Source organism: Planosporangium mesophilum, from assembly GCF_016863255.1.
GTDB classification, from domain to species: domain Bacteria; phylum Actinomycetota; class Actinomycetes; order Mycobacteriales; family Micromonosporaceae; genus Planosporangium; species Planosporangium mesophilum.
Map to the genome: position 1 here is coordinate 204,033 of NZ_BOON01000005.1, position 23,136 is coordinate 227,168.

The 23,136-nt window shown below is 72.4% G+C and carries 21 protein-coding genes; 10 read left to right on the plus strand and 11 right to left on the minus strand.

The genetic code is table 11. From position 1 onward, the window contains the following. Window positions 1–67: 67 nt before the first annotated feature. The 4 genes from Pme01_RS03450 to dapE all read right to left on the minus strand — a co-directional run bounded on the left by Pme01_RS03450 (window position 68) and on the right by dapE (window position 5,842). Entirely contained in the window at window positions 68–3,154 is a 3,087-nt protein-coding gene (locus Pme01_RS03450; RefSeq protein ID WP_168113374.1) for an ATP-dependent helicase, read from the minus strand. A 145-nt stretch (window positions 3,155–3,299) separates the two neighbouring features. Continuing rightward, on the minus strand, window positions 3,300–3,845 hold the full coding sequence (locus Pme01_RS03455; protein WP_168112701.1) for an LOG family protein: 546 nt from the start codon (window positions 3,843–3,845) through the stop codon (window positions 3,300–3,302). Continuing rightward, on the minus strand, window positions 3,846–4,742 hold the full coding sequence (locus Pme01_RS03460; protein WP_168112700.1) for an LOG family protein: 897 nt from the start codon (window positions 4,740–4,742) through the stop codon (window positions 3,846–3,848). It lies immediately after the preceding gene. Between the two features lie 38 nt (window positions 4,743–4,780). After that, a complete protein-coding gene (gene dapE / locus Pme01_RS03465) occupies window positions 4,781–5,842 on the minus strand; it encodes a succinyl-diaminopimelate desuccinylase (protein ID WP_168112699.1) in 1,062 nt (353 codons plus the stop codon). 107 nt (window positions 5,843–5,949) lie between these two features. Between dapE and dapD the strand changes: the two genes are divergently transcribed. Then, on the plus strand, window positions 5,950–6,915 hold the full coding sequence (gene dapD / locus Pme01_RS03470) for a 2,3,4,5-tetrahydropyridine-2,6-dicarboxylate N-succinyltransferase (RefSeq protein ID WP_168112698.1): 966 nt from the start codon (window positions 5,950–5,952) through the stop codon (window positions 6,913–6,915). A 13-nt stretch (window positions 6,916–6,928) separates the two neighbouring features. On the opposite strand, the gene Pme01_RS03475 is transcribed toward dapD, so the two are convergent. Next, the gene (locus Pme01_RS03475; RefSeq protein WP_168112697.1) at window positions 6,929–7,339 is read right to left on the minus strand and encodes a hypothetical protein; all 411 of its coding nucleotides are present in this window, start codon (window positions 7,337–7,339) and stop codon (window positions 6,929–6,931) included. A 132-nt stretch (window positions 7,340–7,471) separates the two neighbouring features. Between Pme01_RS03475 and Pme01_RS03480 the strand changes: the two genes are divergently transcribed. Next, the gene (locus Pme01_RS03480; RefSeq protein ID WP_168112696.1) at window positions 7,472–8,497 is read left to right on the plus strand and encodes a prephenate dehydrogenase; all 1,026 of its coding nucleotides are present in this window, start codon (window positions 7,472–7,474) and stop codon (window positions 8,495–8,497) included. Here the strand turns inward: Pme01_RS03480 and dapC are convergent. Then, entirely contained in the window at window positions 8,478–9,629 is a 1,152-nt protein-coding gene (gene dapC / locus Pme01_RS03485) for a succinyldiaminopimelate transaminase (protein ID WP_168112695.1), read from the minus strand. The two genes, Pme01_RS03480 and dapC, sit on opposite strands and share 20 nt — an antisense overlap. Before the next feature lie 5 nt (window positions 9,630–9,634). Further along, window positions 9,635–9,961 carry a ferredoxin gene (gene fdxA / locus Pme01_RS03490; RefSeq protein WP_168112694.1) on the minus strand — a complete coding sequence of 109 codons (327 nt, stop codon included), beginning with the start codon at window positions 9,959–9,961 and terminating at the stop codon, window positions 9,635–9,637. 85 nt (window positions 9,962–10,046) lie between these two features. Between fdxA and Pme01_RS03495 the strand changes: the two genes are divergently transcribed. Further along, the gene (locus tag Pme01_RS03495) at window positions 10,047–10,994 is read left to right on the plus strand and encodes a GNAT family N-acetyltransferase (protein WP_168112693.1); all 948 of its coding nucleotides are present in this window, start codon (window positions 10,047–10,049) and stop codon (window positions 10,992–10,994) included. A gap of 10 nt (window positions 10,995–11,004) precedes the next feature. Here Pme01_RS03495 and Pme01_RS03500 read toward each other — a convergent pair whose 3' ends face one another. The 3 genes from Pme01_RS03500 to mshB form a co-directional block, all read right to left on the minus strand. Further along, entirely contained in the window at window positions 11,005–11,466 is a 462-nt protein-coding gene (locus tag Pme01_RS03500) for a hypothetical protein (RefSeq protein ID WP_168112692.1), read from the minus strand. A gap of 107 nt (window positions 11,467–11,573) precedes the next feature. Continuing rightward, complete coding sequence (locus tag Pme01_RS03505) at window positions 11,574–12,023, minus strand: DUF6113 family protein (RefSeq protein ID WP_239088006.1); 450 nt, start codon at window positions 12,021–12,023, stop codon at window positions 11,574–11,576. 2 nt (window positions 12,024–12,025) lie between these two features. Then, window positions 12,026–12,904 (minus strand): N-acetyl-1-D-myo-inositol-2-amino-2-deoxy-alpha-D-glucopyranoside deacetylase, encoded by an 879-nt coding sequence (gene mshB, locus Pme01_RS03510; RefSeq protein WP_168113373.1) that lies wholly within the window; start codon window positions 12,902–12,904, stop codon window positions 12,026–12,028. Window positions 12,905–13,011: 107 nt separating this feature from the next. On the opposite strand from mshB, the gene Pme01_RS03515 reads away from it, so the two are divergent. From Pme01_RS03515 to Pme01_RS03545, 7 genes are all read left to right on the plus strand, one after another. Further along, window positions 13,012–15,120, plus strand: a complete 2,109-nt coding sequence (locus Pme01_RS03515; RefSeq protein WP_168112690.1) for a S9 family peptidase — start codon at window positions 13,012–13,014, stop codon at window positions 15,118–15,120. A 73-nt stretch (window positions 15,121–15,193) separates the two neighbouring features. Beyond that, window positions 15,194–15,499 carry a 4a-hydroxytetrahydrobiopterin dehydratase gene (locus Pme01_RS03520; RefSeq protein ID WP_239087995.1) on the plus strand — a complete coding sequence of 102 codons (306 nt, stop codon included), beginning with the start codon at window positions 15,194–15,196 and terminating at the stop codon, window positions 15,497–15,499. A 73-nt stretch (window positions 15,500–15,572) separates the two neighbouring features. Beyond that, a complete protein-coding gene (locus tag Pme01_RS03525; protein WP_168112689.1) occupies window positions 15,573–17,009 on the plus strand; it encodes a TldD/PmbA family protein in 1,437 nt (478 codons plus the stop codon). Then, window positions 17,006–18,400 (plus strand): TldD/PmbA family protein, encoded by a 1,395-nt coding sequence (locus Pme01_RS03530; RefSeq protein ID WP_168112688.1) that lies wholly within the window; start codon window positions 17,006–17,008, stop codon window positions 18,398–18,400. The genes Pme01_RS03525 and Pme01_RS03530 overlap by 4 nt, the downstream gene beginning before the upstream one ends. 302 nt (window positions 18,401–18,702) lie before the next feature. Next, complete coding sequence (gene sdhC / locus Pme01_RS03535; RefSeq protein WP_168112687.1) at window positions 18,703–19,512, plus strand: succinate dehydrogenase subunit SdhC; 810 nt, start codon at window positions 18,703–18,705, stop codon at window positions 19,510–19,512. Between the two features lie 24 nt (window positions 19,513–19,536). Further along, window positions 19,537–21,498, plus strand: coding sequence for a fumarate reductase/succinate dehydrogenase flavoprotein subunit (locus Pme01_RS03540; RefSeq protein WP_168112686.1), 1,962 nt, complete (start codon window positions 19,537–19,539; stop codon window positions 21,496–21,498). After that, window positions 21,498–22,556, plus strand: a complete 1,059-nt coding sequence (locus tag Pme01_RS03545; protein WP_168112685.1) for a succinate dehydrogenase/fumarate reductase iron-sulfur subunit — start codon at window positions 21,498–21,500, stop codon at window positions 22,554–22,556. Before Pme01_RS03540 ends, Pme01_RS03545 begins: the two co-directional genes overlap by 1 nt. A gap of 71 nt (window positions 22,557–22,627) precedes the next feature. On the opposite strand, the gene Pme01_RS03550 is transcribed toward Pme01_RS03545, so the two are convergent. Beyond that, window positions 22,628–23,128, minus strand: coding sequence for a DUF1990 domain-containing protein (locus tag Pme01_RS03550; RefSeq protein ID WP_168112684.1), 501 nt, complete (start codon window positions 23,126–23,128; stop codon window positions 22,628–22,630). Window positions 23,129–23,136: the final 8 nt, after the last annotated feature.

Sequence of the window (23,136 nt, forward strand, 5' to 3'; positions counted from 1 at the left end):
ACATCTTGCCCGGATCTCGGACGCGAGGGGCGCGGGAACGACGGGCGCGACGCGGACGGCGGCCCGCTCACGAGACGTCGCCGTCGGTGACCTGCCGGCCGTTGCCGGAGATGGGGCACGAGGTACGCACCGGGCAGACCCGGCACTTGTTGTTGCGTACCGCGGAGAAGGTCGACGCGGCCATCGCCTGCGCGGTCCGGCTCACCATGTCCCGGGCCCAGCCGGGGTCCTCGGTGTCGGCGAGGGCGGCCTGACCCTGCACCCTGGCGCCGGCGCGGTCGCCACCGAGGTGGACCAGGGCCGCACCGCCGGGCTCGTCGGACTCGTCGAACGCGCCCGCCTCGATCGCCGCCTGGTACGCGGCCAGCTGCGGGTGGTCGGCCACCTCGGCCGCGGTCGGGGTGCTCCGCCCGGTCTTGAGGTCGACCACGACCAGGCGGCCGTCGTCGTCCAGCTCCAGCCGGTCGACCCGTCCCCTGATCTGCAGGTCGTCGCCGAGGCGTACCAGGAAGTCGCGCTCGATGGCGATCAGCCGGCGGGGGTTCTCGGTCAGCCACGCGAGCAGCTTGTCCAGCATGGCCTCGGCGCGTTGCCGCTCCCGCCCGGCCAGCCAGCGCGCGGAGAGTTCGATGGCGTCGAAGCGGCCGGCGACGTAGTCCACCAGCGCCGCCCGGTCGACGGTCGCGTCCGCGGCGAGCAGCGCGGCCGCGTGGACCAGGTTGCCGATGCTCTGCTCCGGCGACGGCCGGCCCTTGCCGCCGTGGCGCTCCAGCAGCCAGCGCAGGCTGCACCGCTGTACGACGTCCACACTGGACGGCGTGACGGTCACCGGCTCGCCGGGGTCGACGATCGGGCGCTCGTCGGACAGCTCCGGCAGGCCCCACCAGTCGTCGGGGTGCGCCCCCGGCACCCCGGCGGCGGCAAGCCGGGCGAGCTGCGCGGCGGCCGCCTTCCGGCGCGCGGGCGGGCTGTCCGGCGCGGCCACCGCACCGCGAAGCTCGGCCACCAGCGCCGGCAGGGTGAGCGCGCGGGGCGGTACGGCCTCGGGCTGGATCTCCTCGGCCAGCTCGGTCAGGAACCGGCTGGGCTGCTCCTCCGCGTCACCGCCGGCCACCGCGGTGACCAGCAGGTGCCGGCGGGCCCGGGTCGCGGCGACGTAGAACAGCCGTCGCTCCTCGTCGAGCAGGGCGGCCAGCCGCCCGGCGATGCTCATCTCCCGGCCGGCCGCGAGGTCGACCAGCACCTCCGAGCCGAGCACACTGCCGCGCAGCCGCAGGTCGGGCCACGCGCCCTCCTGTACGCCGACCAGCGCGACGAACTCCCACTCCTGGCCCTTGGCCGCGTGGGCGGTGAGGATGCGGACGCACGAGCCCCGGTCGGCGGTGGGCGCATGGGAGTCCCCGGGCAGGTCCTGGCCGAGCACGTGGTCGAGGAAGGCCTCGGCGCGGGCACCGGGCAGCCGGTCGACGAAGCGCGCGGCGGTGTCGAAGAGCGCCACGACGGAGTCGAGGTCGCGGTCGGCCGCCGCACCGCGCGGCCCGCCCTCCGCGCTGAGCTCGGTCCACCGCTCGGCCAGGCCGCTGGCGCGCCAGACCACCCAGAGCACGTCCTCGACGGTGGCCCCGTCGCCGGCCGCAGCCGCGCGCGCGGTGGCGATCAGCCCGGCGACCGCCTTGGCCGGCGCCGCCCAGCGCCGGTCCACCTCGGCCAGCACCGTGGCGTCCTGGAGCGCCTCGACGAGCAGTACGCCGGACGGGCGCCGGTCGCCGTCCGCGAAGGCGCGGGTCCGCAGCCCCTGCCGCAGCCGGCGCTCGGCCAGCGGGTCGGCCCCACCGAGCGGTGAGTGCAGCAGCGCCACCGCCGCCTCCTCGTCGAGGCGCTCGGGGTCCAGGGCGCAGCGCAGCAGGAGCAGCAGCGGCGCGACCGCCGCCTGGGCCTGCAGCGGAAGGTCCTCGGCGGCCGTCATGGTCGGGATGCCGGCCTGCTGCAGCGCCCGGCGCAGCGGGGCGAGCTGGCGGGCGGTCGACCGTACGACCACCGCCATGTCCGACCAGGCCAGGCCGTGCAGCAGGTGCGCCTCGCGCAGCCGGTGCACCAGGTACGCCGACTCGGTCGTGACCGAGCGGAAGACCCGCACCTCGACCGTGCCGGGCTGGGCGGACGGGCTCGGCGCGAGCACCCGGTGGCGGGACGGGCCACGCAGCCGCACCGCCACCCGGCGGGTCGCGGCGAGCAGCTCCGCGCCGCTGCGGTACGACCGGGTGAGCGTCACGACCGGCGCGGTCTCCCCAGTCGCGGTGAGGAAGCGGTCCGGGAAGTCGGCCACGCCGGACGGGTCGGCGCCGCGGAACGCGAAGGTCGAGGAGTCGGGGTCGGCGAAGACGACGAGGTGCTTGCCGCCGCTGGCCAGCGCCGCCAGCAGGTCGCGGTGCGCCGGGTCGGTGTCGGCGAACTCGTCGACGTAGATGGCCGACAGCCGCCGCCGCTCGCCCGCCAGCAGCTCCGGGTCGTCCAGCAGCAGCGCCGTCGCGGCCCGGACCAGCTCGGCGCCGTCGTACCCGACCGAGCCCTGGCCGGTCGCGTCGCGCAGGGCCAGGACCTGCCGGTACTGCCGGTAGAAGCGGGCCGCCGCCCACCAGTCGGGCCGGCGCAGGGCACGGGCGTGGGCGGCCAGTTCGGCGGGGCCGATCCCCCGCTCGACCGCCCGCAGCAGCAGGTCGCGCAGCTCGGTGGCGAACGCGCGGGTACGCAGTGCCGGGCGCAGCGCCTCGGGCCAGGCGTCCTGTTCGGACTCGCTGTCGAGCAGCTCCCGGATGACGAGATCCTGTTCGGGCGCGGTGAGCAGCCGCGGCGGCGGGTCGCCGGCGAGCGCGGAGGCCCGTCGGAGCAGACCGAACGCGTACCCCGGGAAGGTGCGGACCATCGGCTGGGCCGAGGTGCGGCGGCCGGTCGCGACGGCGAGCCGGGCGTCGATCCGGTCGCGCAGGCGCAGCGCGTGCCGGCGGCTGTGGGTGATCGCGAGCAGCCGCTCCGGGTCGACGCCCTCGGCCGCCCGGGCCGCCACCGCCTCCACCAGCGTCGACGTCTTGCCGGTGCCCGGGCCGCCGATCACCAGCAGCGGCCCGCCGAGGTGCGCGATCACCTGGCGCTGCATGGGATCGTCGACCGGTACCGGTGACGCGGCGTCGCCCGCCCCGGCCGGGCGCACGAGTCGGTAGTCCCGGCGGGTGGAGCCGGGTGCTTGGGAGGGGGCGGTCACCGGCAGATCAGATCAGACCGGTACGACATATCGACGCAGGTCACGCCACCGCTGCCTCCATCGCGTCGAACGCGGCCGGCACCGAGTCCACGACGGTCAGCAGCCCGAGCCCCTCGGCCCGGGCGAACCCGGACGGCGCGAGCCCACGCAGCCAGTCGAGCAGGCCGTCGTAGAAACCGTCCGCGTTCAGCAGCACGACCGGCTTGGCGTGCAGCGCGAGGGTGGCCGTCGTCCACACCTCGAACAGTTCGTCCAGCGTGCCGAGGCCGCCCGGCAGGGTGAGGAACGCGTCCGACTTGTCGATCATCAACGTCTTGCGGGTCGACATCGCGTCGGTGACCAGCAGTTCGTCGGCGGCGGCGTCGGCGACCTCCAGGTCGACCAGCGACTGCGGGATCACGCCGAGGGTGTGCGCGCCGGCCGACCGGGCGCCCGCGGCGACCGTACCCATCATGCCGACCCGGCCGCCCCCGGAGACCAGGGTGTGGCCGCGGCGGCCGATCTCCACGCCGACGGCGTAGGCCAGGTCGAGCCAGCGGCGGTCCAGCATGCTCGAGGAGGCGCAGAAGACGCCGACCGCCGCCACCTAGATCTCCCCGTCGATGCGGGGCCCCCGCCGGTCGGTGGAGAGCCGCTCGGGGCTGCCGGCTTCCCGCTCGGCGGCGGCCGCGGCCTCCTGCTGCTCGGCGGCGGCGCGGGCGAAGGCCGCCTGCTGCTCGGCGTTCAGCGCCACGTCGGCGTTGACGATGTGACTGACCGCCTCGTCGACGTCGTCGGTCAGGCAGATGAGCTTGAGGTCCTCAGGACCGATCTTGCCCTCGACCGCCATCGTGTCCCGCATCCAGTCGATGAGGCCCTGCCAGTACCAGGTGCCCATGAGCACGACCGGGAAGCGGGTGACCTTCTTCGTCTGCACCAGGGTGAGCGCCTCGAACATCTCGTCGAGGGTGCCGAAGCCGCCGGGCAGCACGACGAAGGCCTGCGCGTACTTGACGAACATGGTCTTGCGCGCGAAGAAGTACCGGAAGTCGATGCCGACGTCGACCCAGTCGTTGAGCCCCTGCTCGAACGGCAGCTCGATGCCCAGCCCGACGGAGAGCCCGCCGGCCTCGGCGCAGCCCTTGTTGGCCGCCTCCATCACGCCGGGGCCACCACCGGTGATCACCGCGTAGCCGGCCCGCGCGAGCGCCGCGCCGAGCCGCTCGGCCAGCTCCCACTCACGGCTGTCGGGCTTGCTGCGCGCCGAGCCGAAGACGCTGACCGCGGGCGGCAGGTCGGCCAGTGTGTCGAAGCCCTCCACGAACTCGCTGAGGATGCGCAGCGCCCGCCAGGCGTCCCGGGTCTTCCAGTCCGCCCGGCCCCAGGAGTCGAGCAACCGCTGGTCGGCGGTGCTGAGGGGGATGGCTTCGCGCCGGAGCGTCACAGCGCCCCGATGCCGCTCGGGCAGCCGCCTGCCCCTGCCGTTGACATTGCCGTTGGCCATCCGACCACGGTAATCGACTGCGTCACGGTAAGGGCCGGTTAGGCTGCCAGCCACCGCCGGAGCGTCGCCGCGCCGGCCCGGATCTTGGAGATCTCGACGTGCTCCTCCGGCTTGTGCGCCAGGTTGGGGTCGCCGGGGCCGAAGTTCAGCGCGGGTACCCCCGCCGCCGCGAACCGGGCCACGTCGGTCCAGCCCAGCTTGGCCTGCGGTGGCTGGCCGACCACGTCGAGGAACTCCTTGGCGATCGCGCCGTCCAGGCCGGGCATCGCGGCCGGCGCCGAGTCGGTGATCTCCACCTCGAAGTCGGGGAACAGGCCGCGTACGTGGGCCGCCGCCTCGGCCTCGGTACGGTCCGGGGCGAACCGGTAGTTGATCTCGACCCGGCACTCGTCCGGGATCACGTTGCCGGCGACGCCGCCACTGATGCGTACCGCGTTGAGCCCCTCCCGGTACGTGCAGCCGTCGATCGTCACCGTGCGCGGCTGGTACGCGCCCAGCGTCGTCATGATCGCGCCGGCGGCGTGGATCGCGTTGACGCCCAGCCACGACCGCGCCGCGTGGGCGCGCTGCCCGGTCGCGGTGACCACGGCCCGCATGGTCCCCTGGCAACCCGCCTCGACCAGCCCGTACGTGGGTTCGAGCAGGATCGCGAAGTCGGCCGCGAGCTTGTCCGGGTGGGTACGGGCCAGCACGTTGAGCCCGTTGCGCTCGGCCTCCACCTCCTCGCAGTCGTAGAAGAGGTACGTCACGTCGTAGCGCGGCTCGGCCACCGTCGCGGCCAGGTGCAGGGCGAGGGCGGCACCGGACTTCATGTCCGAGGTGCCGCAGCCGTGGATCAGGTCGCCCTCGGCTCTCGACGGCAGGTTGCCCGCGACCGGCACGGTGTCGAGGTGGCCGGCGAGCACGACCCGCTGCGGGCGGCCCAGCGCGGTGCTGGCGAGCACGACGTTGCCGTGGCGCTCGACGCTCAGGTGCGGCGCGCCGCGCAGCGCCGCCTCGACCTGGTCGGCGAGGGCCGCCTCGTTGCCGGACACGGACTCGACGTCGACCAGGGCGCGGGTCAGTTCGACCGGGTCGGCCAGGATCTCAGGGCTCAGCACGGCCCCGACCCTACCGTCCGGCGCGGGGCCCGACGCGATAGCGTGACAGGCCGTGAGGGAGCGCGGCACCGGGGGCCGACGCTCGAGCGAGCGAACCGGGAGACACCGTGAGTAGCGATTCGCCCGCCTGGGGCCTGGGACTTGCCACCGTCACCGCCGAGGGGCAGGTGCTCGACACCTGGTACCCGACCGGAAAGCTGGGGTTCGGCACCCCCGACGTGGACGCGAAGGCCGGTGAGCCGCTGCCGGTGGCCGAGCTGTTCGACTCGTCGGTGGCCGAGTCCGGCCCGATCCCCGGCCTCCGTACGGCCGCCGTCCTCACCATGATCGGCTCGCTGGCCGACCCGCCGAAGGACACCTACGACGTGTACCTTCGCCTGCACCTGCTGTCCCACCGCCTGATCAAGCCGCACCAGGCCAACCTCGACGGCATCTTCGGGCTGCTCGCGAACGTCGCATGGACCTCGGCCGGGCCCTGCCCGCCGGACCGGGTGGACGAGCTGCAATGGGCGCTGCGGGGGCGCGGCGAGCGGCTCGCGGTGTACGGCATCGACAAGTTCCCGCGGATGGTCGACTACGTGACCCCGGGCGGCGTGCGCATCGCCGACGCCGACCGGGTACGGCTGGGCGCCCACCTCGCCAGCGGTACCACGGTCATGCACGAGGGCTTCGTCAACTTCAACGCCGGTACCCTCGGCTCCTCCATGGTCGAGGGGCGCATCTCGGCCGGGGTGGTGGTGGGTGACGGCACCGACATCGGCGGCGGCGCCTCGATCATGGGCACCCTCTCCGGCGGCGGCACAGAGGTCATCTCGCTCGGCGAGCGCTGCCTGATCGGCGCGAACGGCGGCATCGGCATCTCGCTCGGGGACGACTGCGTGGTCGAGGCCGGCACGTACGTCACCGCCGGCTCGAAGGTGAAGCTCCCGTCCGCCGAGGTCGTCAAGGCGCGCGAGCTGTCCGGCCAGAACGGCCTGCTGTTCCTGCGCAACTCGATCACGGGCGCGCTGGAGGTACGGCCGCGCACCGGCCGGGGTATCGAGCTCAACGCCGCGCTGCACGCCAACGACTGAGGCTCGGCGACAGCTACGCCGGGTGGTGCTTCTCCTGGAGCCGGGCCACCGCCCAGAGGTCGGACAGGGCCACGGCCAGGTCGAGCTGCTCCGGGCACAGCCGCGCCTCGGCCGGGTCGACCGGGGGCACCGCGGTGTCCTCGCTGCCCTCGCCCATCGGCCCGCGCGGGGCGCAGCCCCACGGCAGGATGCCGCTGATCCACGGGTAGATGTAGATGTGACGGGGCGGCGGCTCGGCCGGCGGCTCGGGGTGCAGCGCGTGGAAGTCGCGGGGCGGCCGCGGCGGTTCGGCTCTGGTCACCGGGCGGGGCACGGCCGCCACGGCCGCCCGGCCCAGGCCTTCCATGAAGTCGTCCACGATGTTCCACCGGGGTACCGCGATGTCCTCCGCCGTCACCCGCGGCCGTCGTCTCGGTCTGGTCATCGCCGCCTCCAGTGGTGCGTCGCCAGCCCGGTATTACCCGAGGTTACGCCTGGTATGCCGCAGGGCCGCCGGCCGGTTTCACCGATAGCCGCGCGAGGCGGACGGCGCGGGCGGGTACCGTAACCTACTCGCATGGTGGATAAGCACCCGGCGGAGCTGCGGGTGGCGGTGCTGGGCACCGGACTGATCGGCGGCTCGGTCCTGCTCCGGCTGCGGCAACAGGGCTTCGACGTCGCCGGCTGGGACCCGGACCCGCGTGCCTTGTCTTACGCCCGCACGCACGACATCGCGTTCTTCGAGCACCTCGCCGACGCCGTCGCCGACCGGGACGTGGTGTTCCTCGGCGGCCCCCTGTCCACCCTGCCCGACACCCTGGCCGAGGTCGTCAAGCACACCGACCCCACCTGCGTCATCACCGACGTGGGGAGCGTCAAGGCGCCGATCGCCCGGTACACCCGGGAGAACGGGTGGTCGCACCGGTTCGTACCCGGTCACCCGATGGCCGGCAGCGAGCACTCCGGGCTGGGCTCCGCGAACCCGGTGCTCTTCAACGACGCGGCCTGGGTGCTGTGCACCGAACCGGACACACCACTGGAGCCGTTCCGCCTGCTCACAGCCCTGATCACGACCGCGCTCCAGGCGCGGGTCGTACCCCTGGAGCCGTCGCCGCACGACGCGGTCGTCGCGCTCTCCTCGCACATCCCGCACCTGCTGGCCGGCAGCCTGGCCGGCTCCGTCGCCCGCTCGCAGGTGCGGCAGGGCGTACTGAGCCTGGCCGCGGGGAGCTTCCGGGACGGTACCCGGGTGGCGGGCACGCCGAGCGCCCGTACCGTCGACATGCTGGTGCACAACCGGGAGGCGATCACCCGGAGCGTCACCCTGGTCCAGAGGTTCCTCGCCGAACTCGTCGACGCCCTCGAACGGACCGACGTCGCGGCCCTCACCTCGGCCTTCGAGGAGGGCCGCGGGCTGCGCCTGGCGTTGGGGGACCCGACGACACGGACGATCACCGAGCGGTTCCCCGTCGAGGGCGACCCGGCGGCCGAGTTCGACTTCCTGGTGCGGCTGGGCGCCGAGGGCGGCCACCTCACCTCGTGCGTGGTGGAGGACTCGACGGTGGTCTACACCGCGTGCCGACCTACTTCGCCAGGCGGGTGACCGCCGCGTCGACGCGCTCGTCGGACGCGGTGAGCGCGACCCGGACGTACCGGGAACCGGCCGGCCCGTAGAAGTCGCCGGGCGCCACGAGGATGCCGCGCTCCGCGAGCCAGTCCACGGTGGCCCAGCCGTCCTCGCCGCGGGTGCACCACAGGTACAGCCCCGCCTCCGAGTGTTCGATCGTGAACCCGGCGGCGGTCAGCGCCTCCCGGAGCAGCTCACGGCGGCGCCGGTACCGTTCCCGCTGCTCCTCGGCGTGCGCCTCGTCACCGAGCGCGGCGATCATGGCCGCCTGCACCGGCGCGGGCACGATCATGCCCGCGTGCTTGCGGACCGCCAGCAGCTCACGGACCAGGGCCGGGTCCCCCGCCACGAAACCCGCCCGGTAGCCGGCCAGGTTCGAGCGCTTGGACAGCGAGTGCACGGCCAGCACGCCGGACAGGTCCCCGTCGCACACCGAGAGGATCGAGACCGGCGAGGAGTCCCACGGCAGCGGCAGGTAGCACTCGTCGCTGGCCACCACGGCGCCGCGCTCGCGCGCCCAGTCGACCACCTTGCGCAGGTGCTCGGGGGGCAGCACCTTGCCCGTCGGGTTGGCCGGCGAGTTGACCCAGACCAGCTTCACCGGGGCCGGCCCCACCGACAGCAGCGAGTCCGAGCGCACCACGGTCGCGCCGGCGAGCCTGGCGCCGACCTCGTACGTCGGGTAGCACACCGACGGGATCACCACCACGTCGCCGGGGCCGAGGCCCAGCAGCGTCGGCAGCCAGGCCACGAACTCCTTGGAGCCGATCGTCGGCAGTACCTCGAACCCGTCGGCTACCCCGCACGAGCGCGACACCCAGTCGGAGATCGCGGCCCGCAGCTGCGGCGAGCCGGCGGTCAACGGATAGCCGGGGGCGTCCGAGGCCTCCGCCAGCGCCGCGCGTACCAGCGGCGGCACCGGATCGACCGGGGTACCCATGGAAAGGTCGACCAGCCCGTCGGGGTGCGCGGCAGCCCGCGCCTTGGCGGGCGCCAACCGGTCCCACGGGAAGTCGGGCAGCCGGGCGGACAGGCCCGCGGGGCGCTCCGGGGCAGCCCACGGGCCGGACCGTTCCTGCGAGCGGTCCGGCCCGGTTGGCCTCGACATCGTCGTCAGTGCTCGGTCGCCCGCGGCGGCTGGGCCGCGACGAAGGAAGCGTCCTTCTCGATCTTGCCGACCTTGGACGCGCCACCGGGAGAGCCGAGGTCCTCGAAGAACTCGTAGTTCGCTCCGGTGTAGTCCTTCCACTGCTCCGGCACGTCGTCCTCGTAGAAGATGGCCTCCACCGGGCAGACGGGCTCACACGCTCCGCAGTCGACGCACTCGTCCGGGTGGATGTAGAGCATCCGGTTGCCCTCGTAGATGCAGTCGACGGGGCACTCCTCGATGCACGCCTTGTCGAGCAGGTCGACGCACGGCTCGGCGATGATGTAGGTCACGGCTCGTCCCTCCACTGAACTCGCCGCACCGGCACCCGGTCGCGGCGCGTACGAGCCTAGTATCCCGCCCGGGAGGTGGTCGAACGTGCTGGGGCCACATGATGTCGGGCACCGGGTCGTGGTGCGTCGCCGGGCCGGTTTTCGTGCCGAACGCCAGGTTTTCTCCGACGTTCTCGGCGAACTAGTTGATCTCACCGAGACCGATCTCACAGTCCGTACCGTGGAACGGCTCATCCGGGTGCCGCGCGGTGAGATCACCCACGCGAAGCGGGTACCGGACCGGCGGCGGCCGAGCGCCACGGAGGCGCTCGAACGGGTCGCGGCGGCCGGCTGGCCCGCGCCGGAGCAGGCGCAACTGGGCGAGTGGCTGCTGCGGGCCGGTGGCGGCTGGACCGCCCGCGCCAACTCCGCCCTCCCGATCGGCGACCCCGGCCGTACGCTGCACGACGCCGTGGACGCCGTGGAGGCGTGGTACCGCGCCCGGGGCCTGCCACCCAAGATCACCGTTGCGGAGCCGGTCGGCGGCCGGGTCACCGCCGAGATCACCCGGCGCGGCTGGCGGCCGGCGCCGCCGACGCTGGTACAGACCGCCGCGCTGCCCGACGTGGTCGCTTCAACGAGCGCGGCTGACGACGTGCGGCTCGACACCACTCCCCCGCCCGGCTGGTTCACCGCGGTCGCCGGGCACAAGGGGTCGCTGCCGGAGACCGCGCGCGGCATCCTCACCGGCGTGCCGGTGGCCCGCTACGCCGGGATGTACACCGCCGACGGCGAGCCGGTCGCGGTCGGCCGGGGCGTGATCGCGGGCGGACCCTGGCTGGGCATCTCGCTGGTCTCCGTCGACCCCGCGTACCGGCGTCGCGGGCTGGGCCGGGCGGTCGTCGGCACGCTCGCCCGGTGGGCCGTCGCGGCCGGGGCGACGTACGCGTACCTGCAGGTCGAGGAGCACAACGAGGCGGCGGTGGCGATGTACGCCGGACTCGGCTTCAGCGCCCACCACGCGTACGCGACCTGGACCGCGCCCGCCCCGTGACCCCGCGAAATTACCGGCGCACGACCCGGCGGGGCTTGGACCGCAACTGATCGGCGTACCGCTTCCAGGACTGCGACTTGTAGTCCTGCCCCAGCGCCATCACCACGAGCACGCCGAATACCGCGCCGCCGGCCGCCAGCACCAGGAAGTACAGGATCTGGTTGATGAAGAAGTCGACGCCGTCCTTGAGCGGGGTCGTACCCACCAGCAGCGGACCGAGCAGCACCGACAGCAGACAGGCCGCGAGCGCGGCGGGCGCCAGGTCGCCGACCACCCGCGACATCGGGTACCGGCGGGCCCACCAGAACGCCGCGCCGGCCATCACGACGGCGACCGTGATCAGCGCGACCACGCCGATCCGCGTGGTGAACCGGTCACCGGAGCCGGTGAGCTTGACCACCCACCGGGCGACGACGTTCGTCGCGAAGATCTCGCCGCCGAGAATCCCGACCGGCAACCACCGTTGCTTCACCGATGCCTCCCGTGCCCGTATGCCGTAGCGATACGGCAGCCACTTTTCCGCAGCATCTAATACCGGACGGTCACCGTCCAGCACAAGAACCTGTGAGTATCCCGTGACTAGGCTGGACGCCGCAGCGACCGCATGGTCAGCCAGTAGGCCGTCACGGCGAAGCTCACCGGGCCGGCGAGCATGGTCACCAGGGCGACCCAGTTGTTGGCGGTCAGGATCGCGTCACCCTCGGCGCGTTTGCTGGCGGCGAGCACGATCGGCACCGTCCAGGCGGCGAACGGGGCCAGCACGGCGAGGGGCTTGCCGGTCACCGAGTGCGTGAACCAGGCCAGCGCGGCGTTGCCCGCGATCGCGAGGAGCAGCGCCACCGGCACCCGGACGGAGTGCGCGTGCCCGCCGCTGCTCCAGTGCAGGGCCAGCGGGGTCAGGAACGCCTCCCAGACCGCCGAGACGAAGGCGAGCGCCGTCGCGACCAGAGCGCCGACCCAGGCCAGCCAGGCCGGGCCGGGACCCGCAGGCGGAGCCGGAGCGGTCTCGACGGGCAGCCCGGTGTTCATGATCACGCCGATGCTGCCGCGGCAGGCGTCGCGCCGGCGGACGCCGTGTCCAGGCCGGCGAACAGGTCGTCCTCCCAGCCGTACTCGCCGCTGCCGGACCCCTTCTCCCCCACCGCCAGCCGGTAGTGCTCCACCCCCAGGGCCCCGCTGCCGAAGTTGCCGGCGATGGCGAACAGCCAGGACGTCGGCGGGATCTGGGTGGCGTGGGCCTCGATCGCGGCGAGCTTCGCGTCGGCGTGCTTCTGCCCGTCCACGCAGGCGGCGATCTCGGATTCGGGGCTGCCGAACGGCAGGTCGTCGGCGTTGGAGACGCCGCCGAACGGGTTGTCACTGGACTCGGCGAACTGCGCCATCCCGGCGGCGAGGACGCTGCGCGGCACGGCGGTCCAGTACACCTTGCGCGGCGCGAGATCACCTGCCATTTCGACCGCCCGCATCGCGACCCGGTGCGCCTGGATGTGGTCCGGGTGGCCGTAGAAGCCGTTGGGGTCGTACGTGACCAGCACCTGCGGGCGCACCTCGCGGATGATCTCGAGCAGCAGGCCGGCCGCCTCGTCGAGATCGGCGCCCCAGAACGCGCGGGGGTGGTCGTTGGTGGGCAGGCCCATCATCCCGGAGTCCCGGAACCGGCCCGCGCCGCCGAGGAACCGGTGGTCGGTCACGCCGAGGGCCCGGCAGGCGGCGTCCAGCTCCGCGATCCGGTACCCGCCGAGCTGGTCGGCCTGGTCGGCGGCGAGCCCGGACAGTGCCGGCACGTGGATCTCGCCCTCCTCGCCCAGGGTGCAGGTGACGAGCGTGACGTGCGCCCCGGCCGCGGCGTAGTGGGCCATCGTCGCCCCGGTACCGATCGTCTCGTCGTCGGGGTGGGCGTGCACGAACATGATCCGCCGATCAGGGATGCTCACGCAGGCAACTGTACGCACCCCCGGGCGCACAGGGACGCGCCAATGGCATGACAAGGCACGGCCCGCCGAGAGAACATTTCCAGGTGGATTATCCGGAGCTGGCCGCACGTACCCGTCGATTTTCTCTGGGCGCCCCCCGAGCGGTGACCGTCACCGCGGACGGTGCCCACGTCCTGTTCCTGCGCTCCTCCGGCCCGGAAGACCCGGCCGACAAGCTGTGGGTGTTCGACGTCGCCGGCGGGCAGGAGCGCCTGGTGGCGGACCCGGCGCAGCTGCTGTCCGGCGCCGACGACCTGCCGGCGGCCGAGCGCGCGCTGCGCGAGCGGCTGCGGCTGTCGGCCGCCGGCATCGGCTCGTACACGCTCACCCCGAACGGGGCGGGCGTGCTGTTCACCCTCGGCGGCCGCCTGTTCCGCGCCGACGTGCGGACGGGCGAGGTCGCGGAGGTTCCATCCGCCGGCTCCGTCGTCGACCCCCGGCCCGACCCGACCGGACAGCGGATCGGGTACGTCTCCGCAGGCGCCCTGCACGTGATCGACCCCGACGGCAACGACCACGTCCTCGCCGCCGAGGACGGCGTCACCTGGGGGCTGGCCGAGTTCATCGCGGCCGAGGAGTTCCACCGCTTCCGCGGGTACTGGTGGTCACGGGACGGCCGGTCGGTGCTGGCCGCGCGGGTCGACGAGTCCCGGGTACCGCGCTGGCACCTGCACGACCCCGCCAATCCCGACCAGGCGCCGACCACCGTCGCGTACCCGCACGCGGGCGGCCCGAACGCCGAGGTCACCCTGCACCTGCTCGACCTGGACGGCGGCTGGGTCGACGTGCACTGGGACCGGGAGACCTACCCGTACCTGGTCTCGGTGTCGTGGAGCGAGGCCGGCGGGCCGCTGATCACGGTGCTGCGCCGGCTCCAGCAGCACGGCCTGGTGCTGTCGGTCAATCCCCGTACCGGCGAGACGCAGGTCCACGCCGAGCTGGCCGACCCGCGCTGGGTCGAGCCGGTGCCGGGCACCCCGGCGTACCTGCCCGACGGCCGGGTACTCGTCGGCGGCGAGCTGGCCCACGACGGGTACGACGCCCGCTGCCTGTTCGCCGACGGCAGCCTGCTCACCCCGCCCACGCTGTACGTACGGCGGGTCAGCGGCCGGTTCGACGGCGACCTGATCGTCGAGGCGACCGACGGCGAGCCCAGCGAGCAGCACATCTACCGGGTACGCGTGGCGGCGGCCGGTACCGGCGTCGAGGCGCGGCGGATCACCACGGCGGCGGGGTGGCACATCGCGTACGCCGCGAAGGACACCCTGGTCATCGGCGAGCTGTCGCTGGAGCACGCCGGCACCCGGTACCGCGTGTTCCGCGGCGACGAGCCGGTCGGTGAGCTGACGTCGCTGGCGGCGAGCCCCCCGTACGCGCCCCGCCCGGTCCTGCAGCGGGTCACCGACCGCCGCTTACCGACGGGGGTGCTGTACCCGCGCAACCACGTCACCGGCCGCAAGCTGCCGGTCCTGGTCGACATCTACGGCGGGCCGGGCCACCAGGAGGTGCTGTCGGTGCGCTCGCGCTGGGTCGAACGGCAGTGGTGGGCGGACGCCGGCTTCGCGGTGGTCGTCATCGACAACCGGGGTACCCCCGGCGTGTCGCCCAGCTTCGACAAGGCGATCCACCGGCGCTTCGCCGACGTGGTCCTGACCGACCAGGTGGACGCGCTCGCCGCGCTGGCCGAGAAGCACACCGACCTGGACCTGTCCCGCGTCGCGATCCGCGGCTGGTCGTTCGGCGGGTACCTGTCGGCGCTCGCCGTGCTGCGCCGGCCGGACGTCTACCACTGCGCGGTGGCCGGCGCCCCGGTCACCGACTGGGCCCTCTACGACACCGCATACACCGAGCGGTACCTGGGTCTGCCGGACGACGGCAGCGACGTGTACGCGCACAACTCGCTGGTCGAGATCGCCGGCGAGCCGCCGGCGGGTCCGGACGACGCGCGGCCGATCATGCTCATCCACGGCATGGTCGACGACAACGTGGTCGCGGCGCACACGCTGCGGCTGTCGGCGGCGTTGCTGACCTCGGGCCGGCCGCACTCCATGATCCCGCTGACCGGCGCCACCCACATGGCGGCGGGCGGGCTGAGCGAGCGGCTGCTGCGCCTGGAGCTGGACTTCATCCGCCGCTCACTGCCGTCGGCTTGATCCACAAAACTCCCCCGGAGTTGTGGTCCCGGCGGGATTCCGGGACCACAACTCCGGAGAAGTTGGAACAATCATGGGTATGGCAGCCCTGCTCTCCCCAGACGAAGTCGCCGGCGCACTGGCCGAACTGGATGGCTGGTCCGGCGATACCCGCGAGATCAGACGTACCCTCGACGCCCCCAGCTTCCCCGCGGCGATCCGGCTGGTCGTCGAGGTCGCGAAGGTCGCGGAGGACGCCGACCACCACCCGGACATCGACATCCGGTGGCGAACCGTGACGTTCGCCCTGAGTACCCACTCGGAGGGCGGCGTGACGGCCAAGGACACCGCGCTGGCCCGCCGGATCGACGAGCTGGCCGAGGCGCACGCCTCTTCGTGACCCCGAGGTGAAAGGGGACCGGGAACGGGTGTTCCGGTCGCTGCGCACGGGCTCCCGTGCATAGGGTCGAATCATGACCCACTTCGACGCAGCGACCGTGGCAGTCGAGGCGGCACTGGCCGCCGGCGCCCGGTACGCGGATGCCCGGGTGATGCATCGACGGTACGAGTCGATGAACGCCCGCAACGGCGAGATAGAGGAGCTCAGCCAGAACGAGGACGCCGGCATCGGGGTCCGCGCGCTGGTCGGTTCGAGCTGGGGGTTCTTCGCCGTCCCCGACCTGTCCGACGCCGCCGCGCGGCACGCCGGCACCCGCGCCACCGAGATCGCCAAGGCGAGCACCAGCGTGCCGGGTCCGGCGGTCGACCTGGTCAGCGTGGTGGCGAGCGTGGACTCGTGGGCCAGCCCGTGCGAGATCGACCCACTCGGCGTCGCCCTGTCCGACAAGGGCGACCTGCTCGCGAACGCCACGGCCGAGTCGCACAAGCACGGCGCGGACGTGGCCGAGGGCATCTACCAGATCTGGGACACCCGCAAGTGGTTCGTCTCCTCCGAGGGGCACCGCATCGACCAGCACGTACGGGAGTGCGGCGCGGGCATCGCGGCGACGGTGGTCGGCGAGGACGAGACGCAGCGCCGCTCGTACCCGTCGTACCGTGGCCAGTACGGCACCCGCGGCTGGGAACTGGTCGACTCCATCGACCTGGGCGCGCACGCGGCCCGCATCGCCGACGAGGCGAAGGCCCTGCTCACCGCGCCGCTGTGCCCTCAGGGCGAGACCAACCTGATCCTCGGCGGCGAGCAGTTGGCGCTGCAGATCCACGAGTCGGTCGGGCACGCCATCGAGCTGGACCGCATCCTGGGCTGGGAGGCCGCCTTCGCCGGTACGTCCTGGCTGGACCTGGCGAAGCTGGGCAACCTCCGGTACGGCTCCGAGCTGATGAACATCACCATCGACCCGACGATCCCCGGCGCGCTGGGCTCGTTCGGCTACGACGACGAGGGCACCCCGGCCGCGCCGCGCCACGCGGTGCGCGACGGCCTCTGGGTCGGCGTGCTCGCCGGCCGGGACTCGGCGGCCGTGGCCGGCCTGGACTACGCCGGCAGCGTACGGGCCGACGGCTGGGCCAGGCTGCCGATGGTGCGGATGACCAACGTGGGTCTCCAGCCCGGGCCGCACACCCTGGAGGAGATCATCGCCGCGACCGACGACGGCGTGTACATGGACGTCAACCGCTCCTGGTCGATCGACGACAAGCGGCTGAACTTCCAGTTCGGCTGCGAGGTCGGGTACGAGGTCAAGAACGGCCGGCTGGGCCGGATGCTGCGCAACCCCACGTACACGGGCATCGGGCCGCGGTTCTGGGGATCGATGGACATGCTCTCGTCGGAGATCGTCGCGTGGGGCACCCCCAACTGCGGCAAGGGCCAGCCCGGCCAGGTCGGCCACACCGGCCACCCGGCCGCTCCGGCGCGTTTCACGAACGTACGAGTAGGGGTGCGGGGATGACGACCCAGGTGGACACAGAGCTCGACATCGCGGGTCGGGTACTGGAGCTGGTCCGCGACGTCGCCGGGCCGGGCGCCGAGGCCGAGGTCTTCGTCGAGCGCCGGGAGCTGGCGCTGACCCGGTTCGCCAACTCGTACATCCACCAGAACGTGGCGGACGTGATCACCCACGTACGGCTGCGGCTGCACGCCGACGGGCGCACCGCGGTCGGCTCGAGCACCCAGCTCGGCGACGGGCTGCGCAGCCTGGTCGAGCGCACCGTCGCCGCGACCCGGCTGAGCCCGCCCGACCCGAGCTGGCCCGGGCTGACCCCGCCGAGCCCGGCCGTGACCGGCGGCAACGTCGACGAGGCCACGGTGGCGGCGACGCCCGCGGACCGGGCGGTGCGGGTACGCCGGTTCGTCGAGGCGGCCGAGGGACTGACCACCGCCGGGTACTTCCGGACCAACCACGTCAGCGCCGCGTTCGCCAACTCGGCCGGCCACTCGCTGACCGGCGCGACGACCGAGGCGGCGATGGACGGCATCGCCCGTACCGGCACCTCCGACGGCGTGGCACGCCTCGCGTCGCCGCGGCTGGCCGACATCGACGGCGGCGTGCTCGGCATGCGCGCCGCGGCCAAGGCCCTGGCCAGCCAGAACCCGGTGGAGCTGCCGCCCGGCCAGTACGAGGTGGTACTGGAGTCCGACGCCGTCGTCGACCTCCTGCGCAACTTCGCGATGTGGGGGTTCAACGGCAAGGCGTTCCTGGAGAACCGCTCGTTCGCGCGCCTCGGCGAGCAGCAGTTCGACCCGGCGGTGACGTTCGTGGAGGACGTCACGACGCCGCGGGCGATCGGCCTGCCGTTCGATGTGGAGGGCACCCCCAAGGGCCGGTTCGAACTGGTCGCCGGCGGGGTGACCCGGAGCGTCGCCCACGACCGGCGTACCGCCGCACAGGCCGGTACCGAATCGACCGGCGACGCCCATCCGGGCTCCCGCGCCTTCGGCCCGGTACCGCTGGGGATGACGATGCTGCCCGCCGCTCCGGGCGCCCCGTCCGGTGAGGTGGCCGGCCCCGCCGCGGACCTGTCGGTGACGGCCCTGGTCGCCGGGGTGCGCCGCGGCCTGCTGGTGACCGACTTCTGGTACACCCGGGTCCTCGACCCGCGGCCGCTGGTGATCACCGGCCTCACCCGCAACGGGGTGTGGCTCATCGAGGACGGCGAGATCACGACCCCGGTGCAGAACTTCCGGTTCACCCAGGCGTACCCGCAGGCGCTCGCGCCCGGGGCCGTCCTGGACGTCGGTACGCACACGGTGACGCAGCCGGGCGACTGGGGCAGCGAGTCGTTCGTGGCGCCGGCGGTACGCCTGGCGTCGTGGAACTTCACCGGCGGCGCCTCCGGCTGAGCCCTCGGCGTCCCGCTTCGGCTCCGCCGGCCGGGTCGCGATCTCCGCGATCGATCCGCGTCGAGTGACTTTGCGCACACGAGTGGCTATTTATGGCCGCTGATCTTTCGGAACGTCGATAGCAGACGCAAGACTCATTCCTTGCGTGTCTTTGCTCACATCGGGCGTAACGTATGCACCGGCACGTCTGGGACGGGGTCGGGGGTGGCTGTCTGTGCAGTTCAGCCCCTGGACCCCGGCCCGGCGGCAGACTGAAGACAGCGAGCCTCATCACTCACCCCGCACAGGGAGCGAAGCCAGAGATGACGACGACGGCAACGAGGCCGGCCGGTCAGCGGCCGCGCGCCGCGATCGCGGCGAAGACGTTGCGAACAGACCGGTGGTGGTTGGCACCACTGTTGACGGTGTCCCTGCTGACCCTGTGGGTCGCCTACGCCACGGTCCGGGCGTTCATGCAGGACTTGTACTGGGTCCCCGACTACCACTACCTGACGCCGTTCTACTCCCCCTGCGTGTCGACCGGCTGCGCGCCGGAGTCCGCGGAGTTCGGCCGGTTCCTGCCGAACTGGCCGATCATCCCGTTCGCGGCGGTGACCCTGCCGTTCCTGCTGCTGTTCCGGCTCACCTGCTACTACTACCGGCGGGCGTACTACCGCTCGTTCTGGGCGTCACCGCCGGCGTGCGCGGTACCGGACGGCCACCGCAACTACTCGGGCGAGACCCGCTTCCCGCTCATCTTCCAGAACGCCCACCGGTACTTCTTCTACGCGGCCGTGCTGATCTCGCTGATCAACACCTGGGATGCGATCGTCGCCTTCCACGGCAAGGGCGGTGGCTTCGGCTTCGGTCTGGGCAACATCGTGCTGCTCGTCAACGTCGTGATGCTCTGGGCGTACACGCTGTCGTGCCACTCCTGCCGGCACATCATCGGCGGGCGCCTCAAGCACTTCTCCAAGCACCCGGTGCGCTACCGCGCCTGGGGCTTCGTCTCGAAGCTCAACGGCAAGCACATGCAACTGGCGTGGATCACCCTCGGCACGCTGATGCTGACCGACGCGTACGTCATGGCGGTCGCGGCCGGCTGGATCTCCGACCTGCGCTTCTTCCACTGAGACTGGGTTCAAGGAAAGCAGCCAATGACCAACATCGAGCGACACAACTATGACGTCGTCGTGATCGGCGCCGGCGGCGCCGGGCTGCGGGCGGCGATCGAGGCCCGGCTCGCCGGCAAGAAGACCGCGATCATCTCCAAGTCCCTGTTCGGCAAGGCCCACACCGTCATGGCCGAGGGCGGCGCCGCCGCGGCGATGGGCAACGCGAACTCGAACGACAACTGGATGGTCCACTTCCGCGACACCATGCGGGGCGGCAAGTTCCTCAACAACTTCCGGATGGCGGAACTGCACGCCAAGGAGGCTCCGGACCGCATCTGGGAGTTGGAGACGTACGGCGCGCTGTTCGACCGCACCGCCGACGGCAGGATCAGCCAGCGTAACTTCGGCGGCCACGAGTACCCCCGGCTCGCGCACGTCGGCGACCGTACCGGCCTGGAGCTGATCCGCACGCTCCAGCAGAAGATCGTCTCGTTGCAGCAGGAGGACTACGCGGCCACCGGCAGCTACGAGTCGCGCATCCGGGTCTTCGCCGAGACCACGATCACCGAACTGTTCGTCGAGGGCGGCCGGATCGCGGGTGCTTTCGGGTACTACCGCGAATCCGGCGAGTTCGTCCTGTTCGAGGCGCCGGCGATCGTGCTGGCCACCGGCGGCGTGGGAAAGTCCTACAAGGTCACGTCGAACTCGTGGGAGTACACCGGCGACGGCCACGCGCTCGCGATGCGGGCCGGCGCGACGCTGATCAACATGGAGTTCCTCCAGTTCCACCCGACCGGCATGGTCTGGCCACCGTCGGTCAAGGGCATCCTGGTGACCGAGTCGGTCCGGGGTGACGGCGGCGTGCTGCGCAATTCAGAGGGCAAGCGGTTCATGTTCGACTACGTCCCGGACGTGTTCCGCAAGCAGTACGCGGAGACCGAGGAGGAGGCCGACCGCTGGTACACCGACCCGGACAACAACCGGCGCCCGCCCGAACTCCTGCCCCGCGACGAGGTGGCGCGCGCGATCAACTCCGAGGTCAAGGCCGGCCGGGGCACACCCGCCGGCGGGATCTACCTGGACATCGCGTCGCGGCGTCCGGCCGAATTCATCCTCAAGCGGCTCCCCTCGATGTACCACCAGTTCAAGGAACTCGCCGACGTCGACATCACGAAGCAGCCGATGGAGATCGGGCCGACCTGCCACTACGTGATGGGCGGTGTCGAGGTCGACCCGGACACGGCCGCGGCGGCGGTCCCCGGCCTGTTCGCCGCCGGTGAGGTCTCCGGCGGAATGCACGGCTCCAATCGGCTCGGCGGCAACTCCCTGTCCGACCTGCTGGTCTTCGGCAAGCGGGCCGGTGAGTACGCGGCCAGGTGCGCCGACGAGACCACGAAGCGGGTCAAGGTACCGGCCGCGACCCTCAACGCCGCCGTGGAGAACGCGCTGGCCCCGCTGGGCCGCGGCGAGGGCGGCGAGAACCCGTACACCGTGCACGGTGAGCTTCAGCAGGTGATGAACGACCTGGTCGGCATCATCCGGCGCAGGTCCGAACTGGAGGAGTCGCTCGGCCGGCTGGCCGACCTCAAGGAGCGGATCAAGAAGGTCGGCGTCGGCGGCGGCCGCCGGTACAACCCCGGCTGGCACCTCGCGCTCGACCTGCGCAACATGCTCGCCGTCTCGGAGTGCACGGCCAAGGCGGCGCTGGAGCGGGAGGAGTCGCGCGGTGGGCACACCCGCGAGGACTTCCCGCAGATGGACCCGGACTGGCGCCGGGTCAACCTGGTCTGCTCACTGCAGGGCGAGGACGTACGCCTGGAGCGCAAGGCGCTGCCGACGATGCGCTCCGAGCTGATGCGGTTGTTCGATCGGGCCGAGCTGGCCAAGTACCTGACCGATGAGGAACTGGCGGATTTCGACGCGGCCGCCGAAGGCGTCGCCGCGTCGGGTGGCTCAGCCTCGAATTCCGCCGCTGTCGGCGGAGCCGACAAGGGTGATGTGTGATGGGCGAGCAGCGCAACTTCCGGGTCTGGCGCGGTGACGACAACGGCGGTCAGCTCGAGGACTTCCAGGTCGAGGTCAACGACGGCGAGGTCGTCCTCGACATCATCCACCGGCTGCAGGCCACCCAGGCGCCCGACCTCGCGGTCCGCTGGAACTGCAAGGCGGGCAAGTGCGGCTCCTGCTCGATGGAGATCAACGGCAAACCGCGACTGGGCTGCATGACGCGGATGTCGACGTTCGCGCCGGAGGAGACGGTCACGGTCACCCCGCTGCGCACCTTCCCGGTGATCCGTGACCTGGTCACGGACGTGTCCTTCAACTACCAGAAGGCCCGGGAACTGCCGGCGTTCGCACCGCCGGCCGATGTGGCGCCGGGCGAGTACCGGATGCAGCAGATCGACGTGGAGCGCTCGCAGGAGTTCCGCAAGTGCATCGAGTGCTTCCTGTGCCAGAACGTCTGCCACGTCATCCGTGACCACGAGGACAACAAGCAGGCGTTCTCAGGCCCCCGATTCTTCATCCGGGCGGCCGAGCTGGACATGCACCCGCTCGACACCCGGACCGACCGCAAGGACGCGGCGGTTGAGGAGCAGGGCATCGGGTACTGCAACATCACCAAATGTTGCACCGAGGTGTGCCCCGAGCACATCAAGATCACGGATAACGCGATCATCCCGATGAAGGAGCGTGCGGTGGACCGCCGATACGATCCGATCGCCTGGCTCGGCTCGAAGATCTTCCGCCGCGAGCAGCTCGACAAGCCGGCCGGGTACGCGACCGCGGGCGTCGCCACCGCCCCCCGGCCGAACGCGGGCACCGCCGACACGCCGGTCGAACAGGCCGCGGCACACGGCGCCCAGGGCGACATCAGCGCGAACTGGCACCGTGAGGCGGCGGCCGGCCATGCCGCCCCGGTCGGTCCGGACGGCAAGCTGCCGGTCACCGAGTTCACCGGGCAGCTCGCCGGAGCGCAGTCGCCGTTCGGCGACGACGTCGAGTTCCCGATGCCGGCTACCGACATCAACTACCAGCACCCCAACCGCCCCGACGAGCACTGACCGGGGCACTCCACCCGCTCACCATGATCACGGAGACTTTTCCGTCCTGGAGCACGGAAAAGTCTCCGTGATCATGCGGAAGGCCCGCCGGCGAGGCGCCGCAGCGCCCCCACGTACCGCCGGGTGGCCAGGTCCTGGGCCAGCCAGCCCACCGGGCCGGCCAGCCGGGTGTACCAGCGGGCCGGTCGGCTGAAGGCCCGCAGATCGAGCCACACCTGGTCGGCCTCGTCCAGGTGGACGACGAACGCCTCCTCGCCGCTCTCCGGATGCCCCGGCAGCGTGCCGTACGCGTACCCGTACCGCCGCTCCTCCTCGAGTACCCACACCACCTGGCACGGGATGCGCAGGCCGGGCAGGGACATGGTCACCCGTAGGCCGACCGAGGGCGGCGGCGACTGGCGTACCCGCAGGCCGGCCAGGCGCTGCATGTCCCAGGTCCGCAGGCCGGCCACGACCAGCCGGAACGCCTCGGCGCCGGTACCCAGCCGCTCGTGCCGCCGCACGTGCCGGTACCCCGGCGGCAACCGGTCGCCGCGGGTCGCGCCGACCTCCGGGTACGTCAGGTCCGTCATAGGCTGAT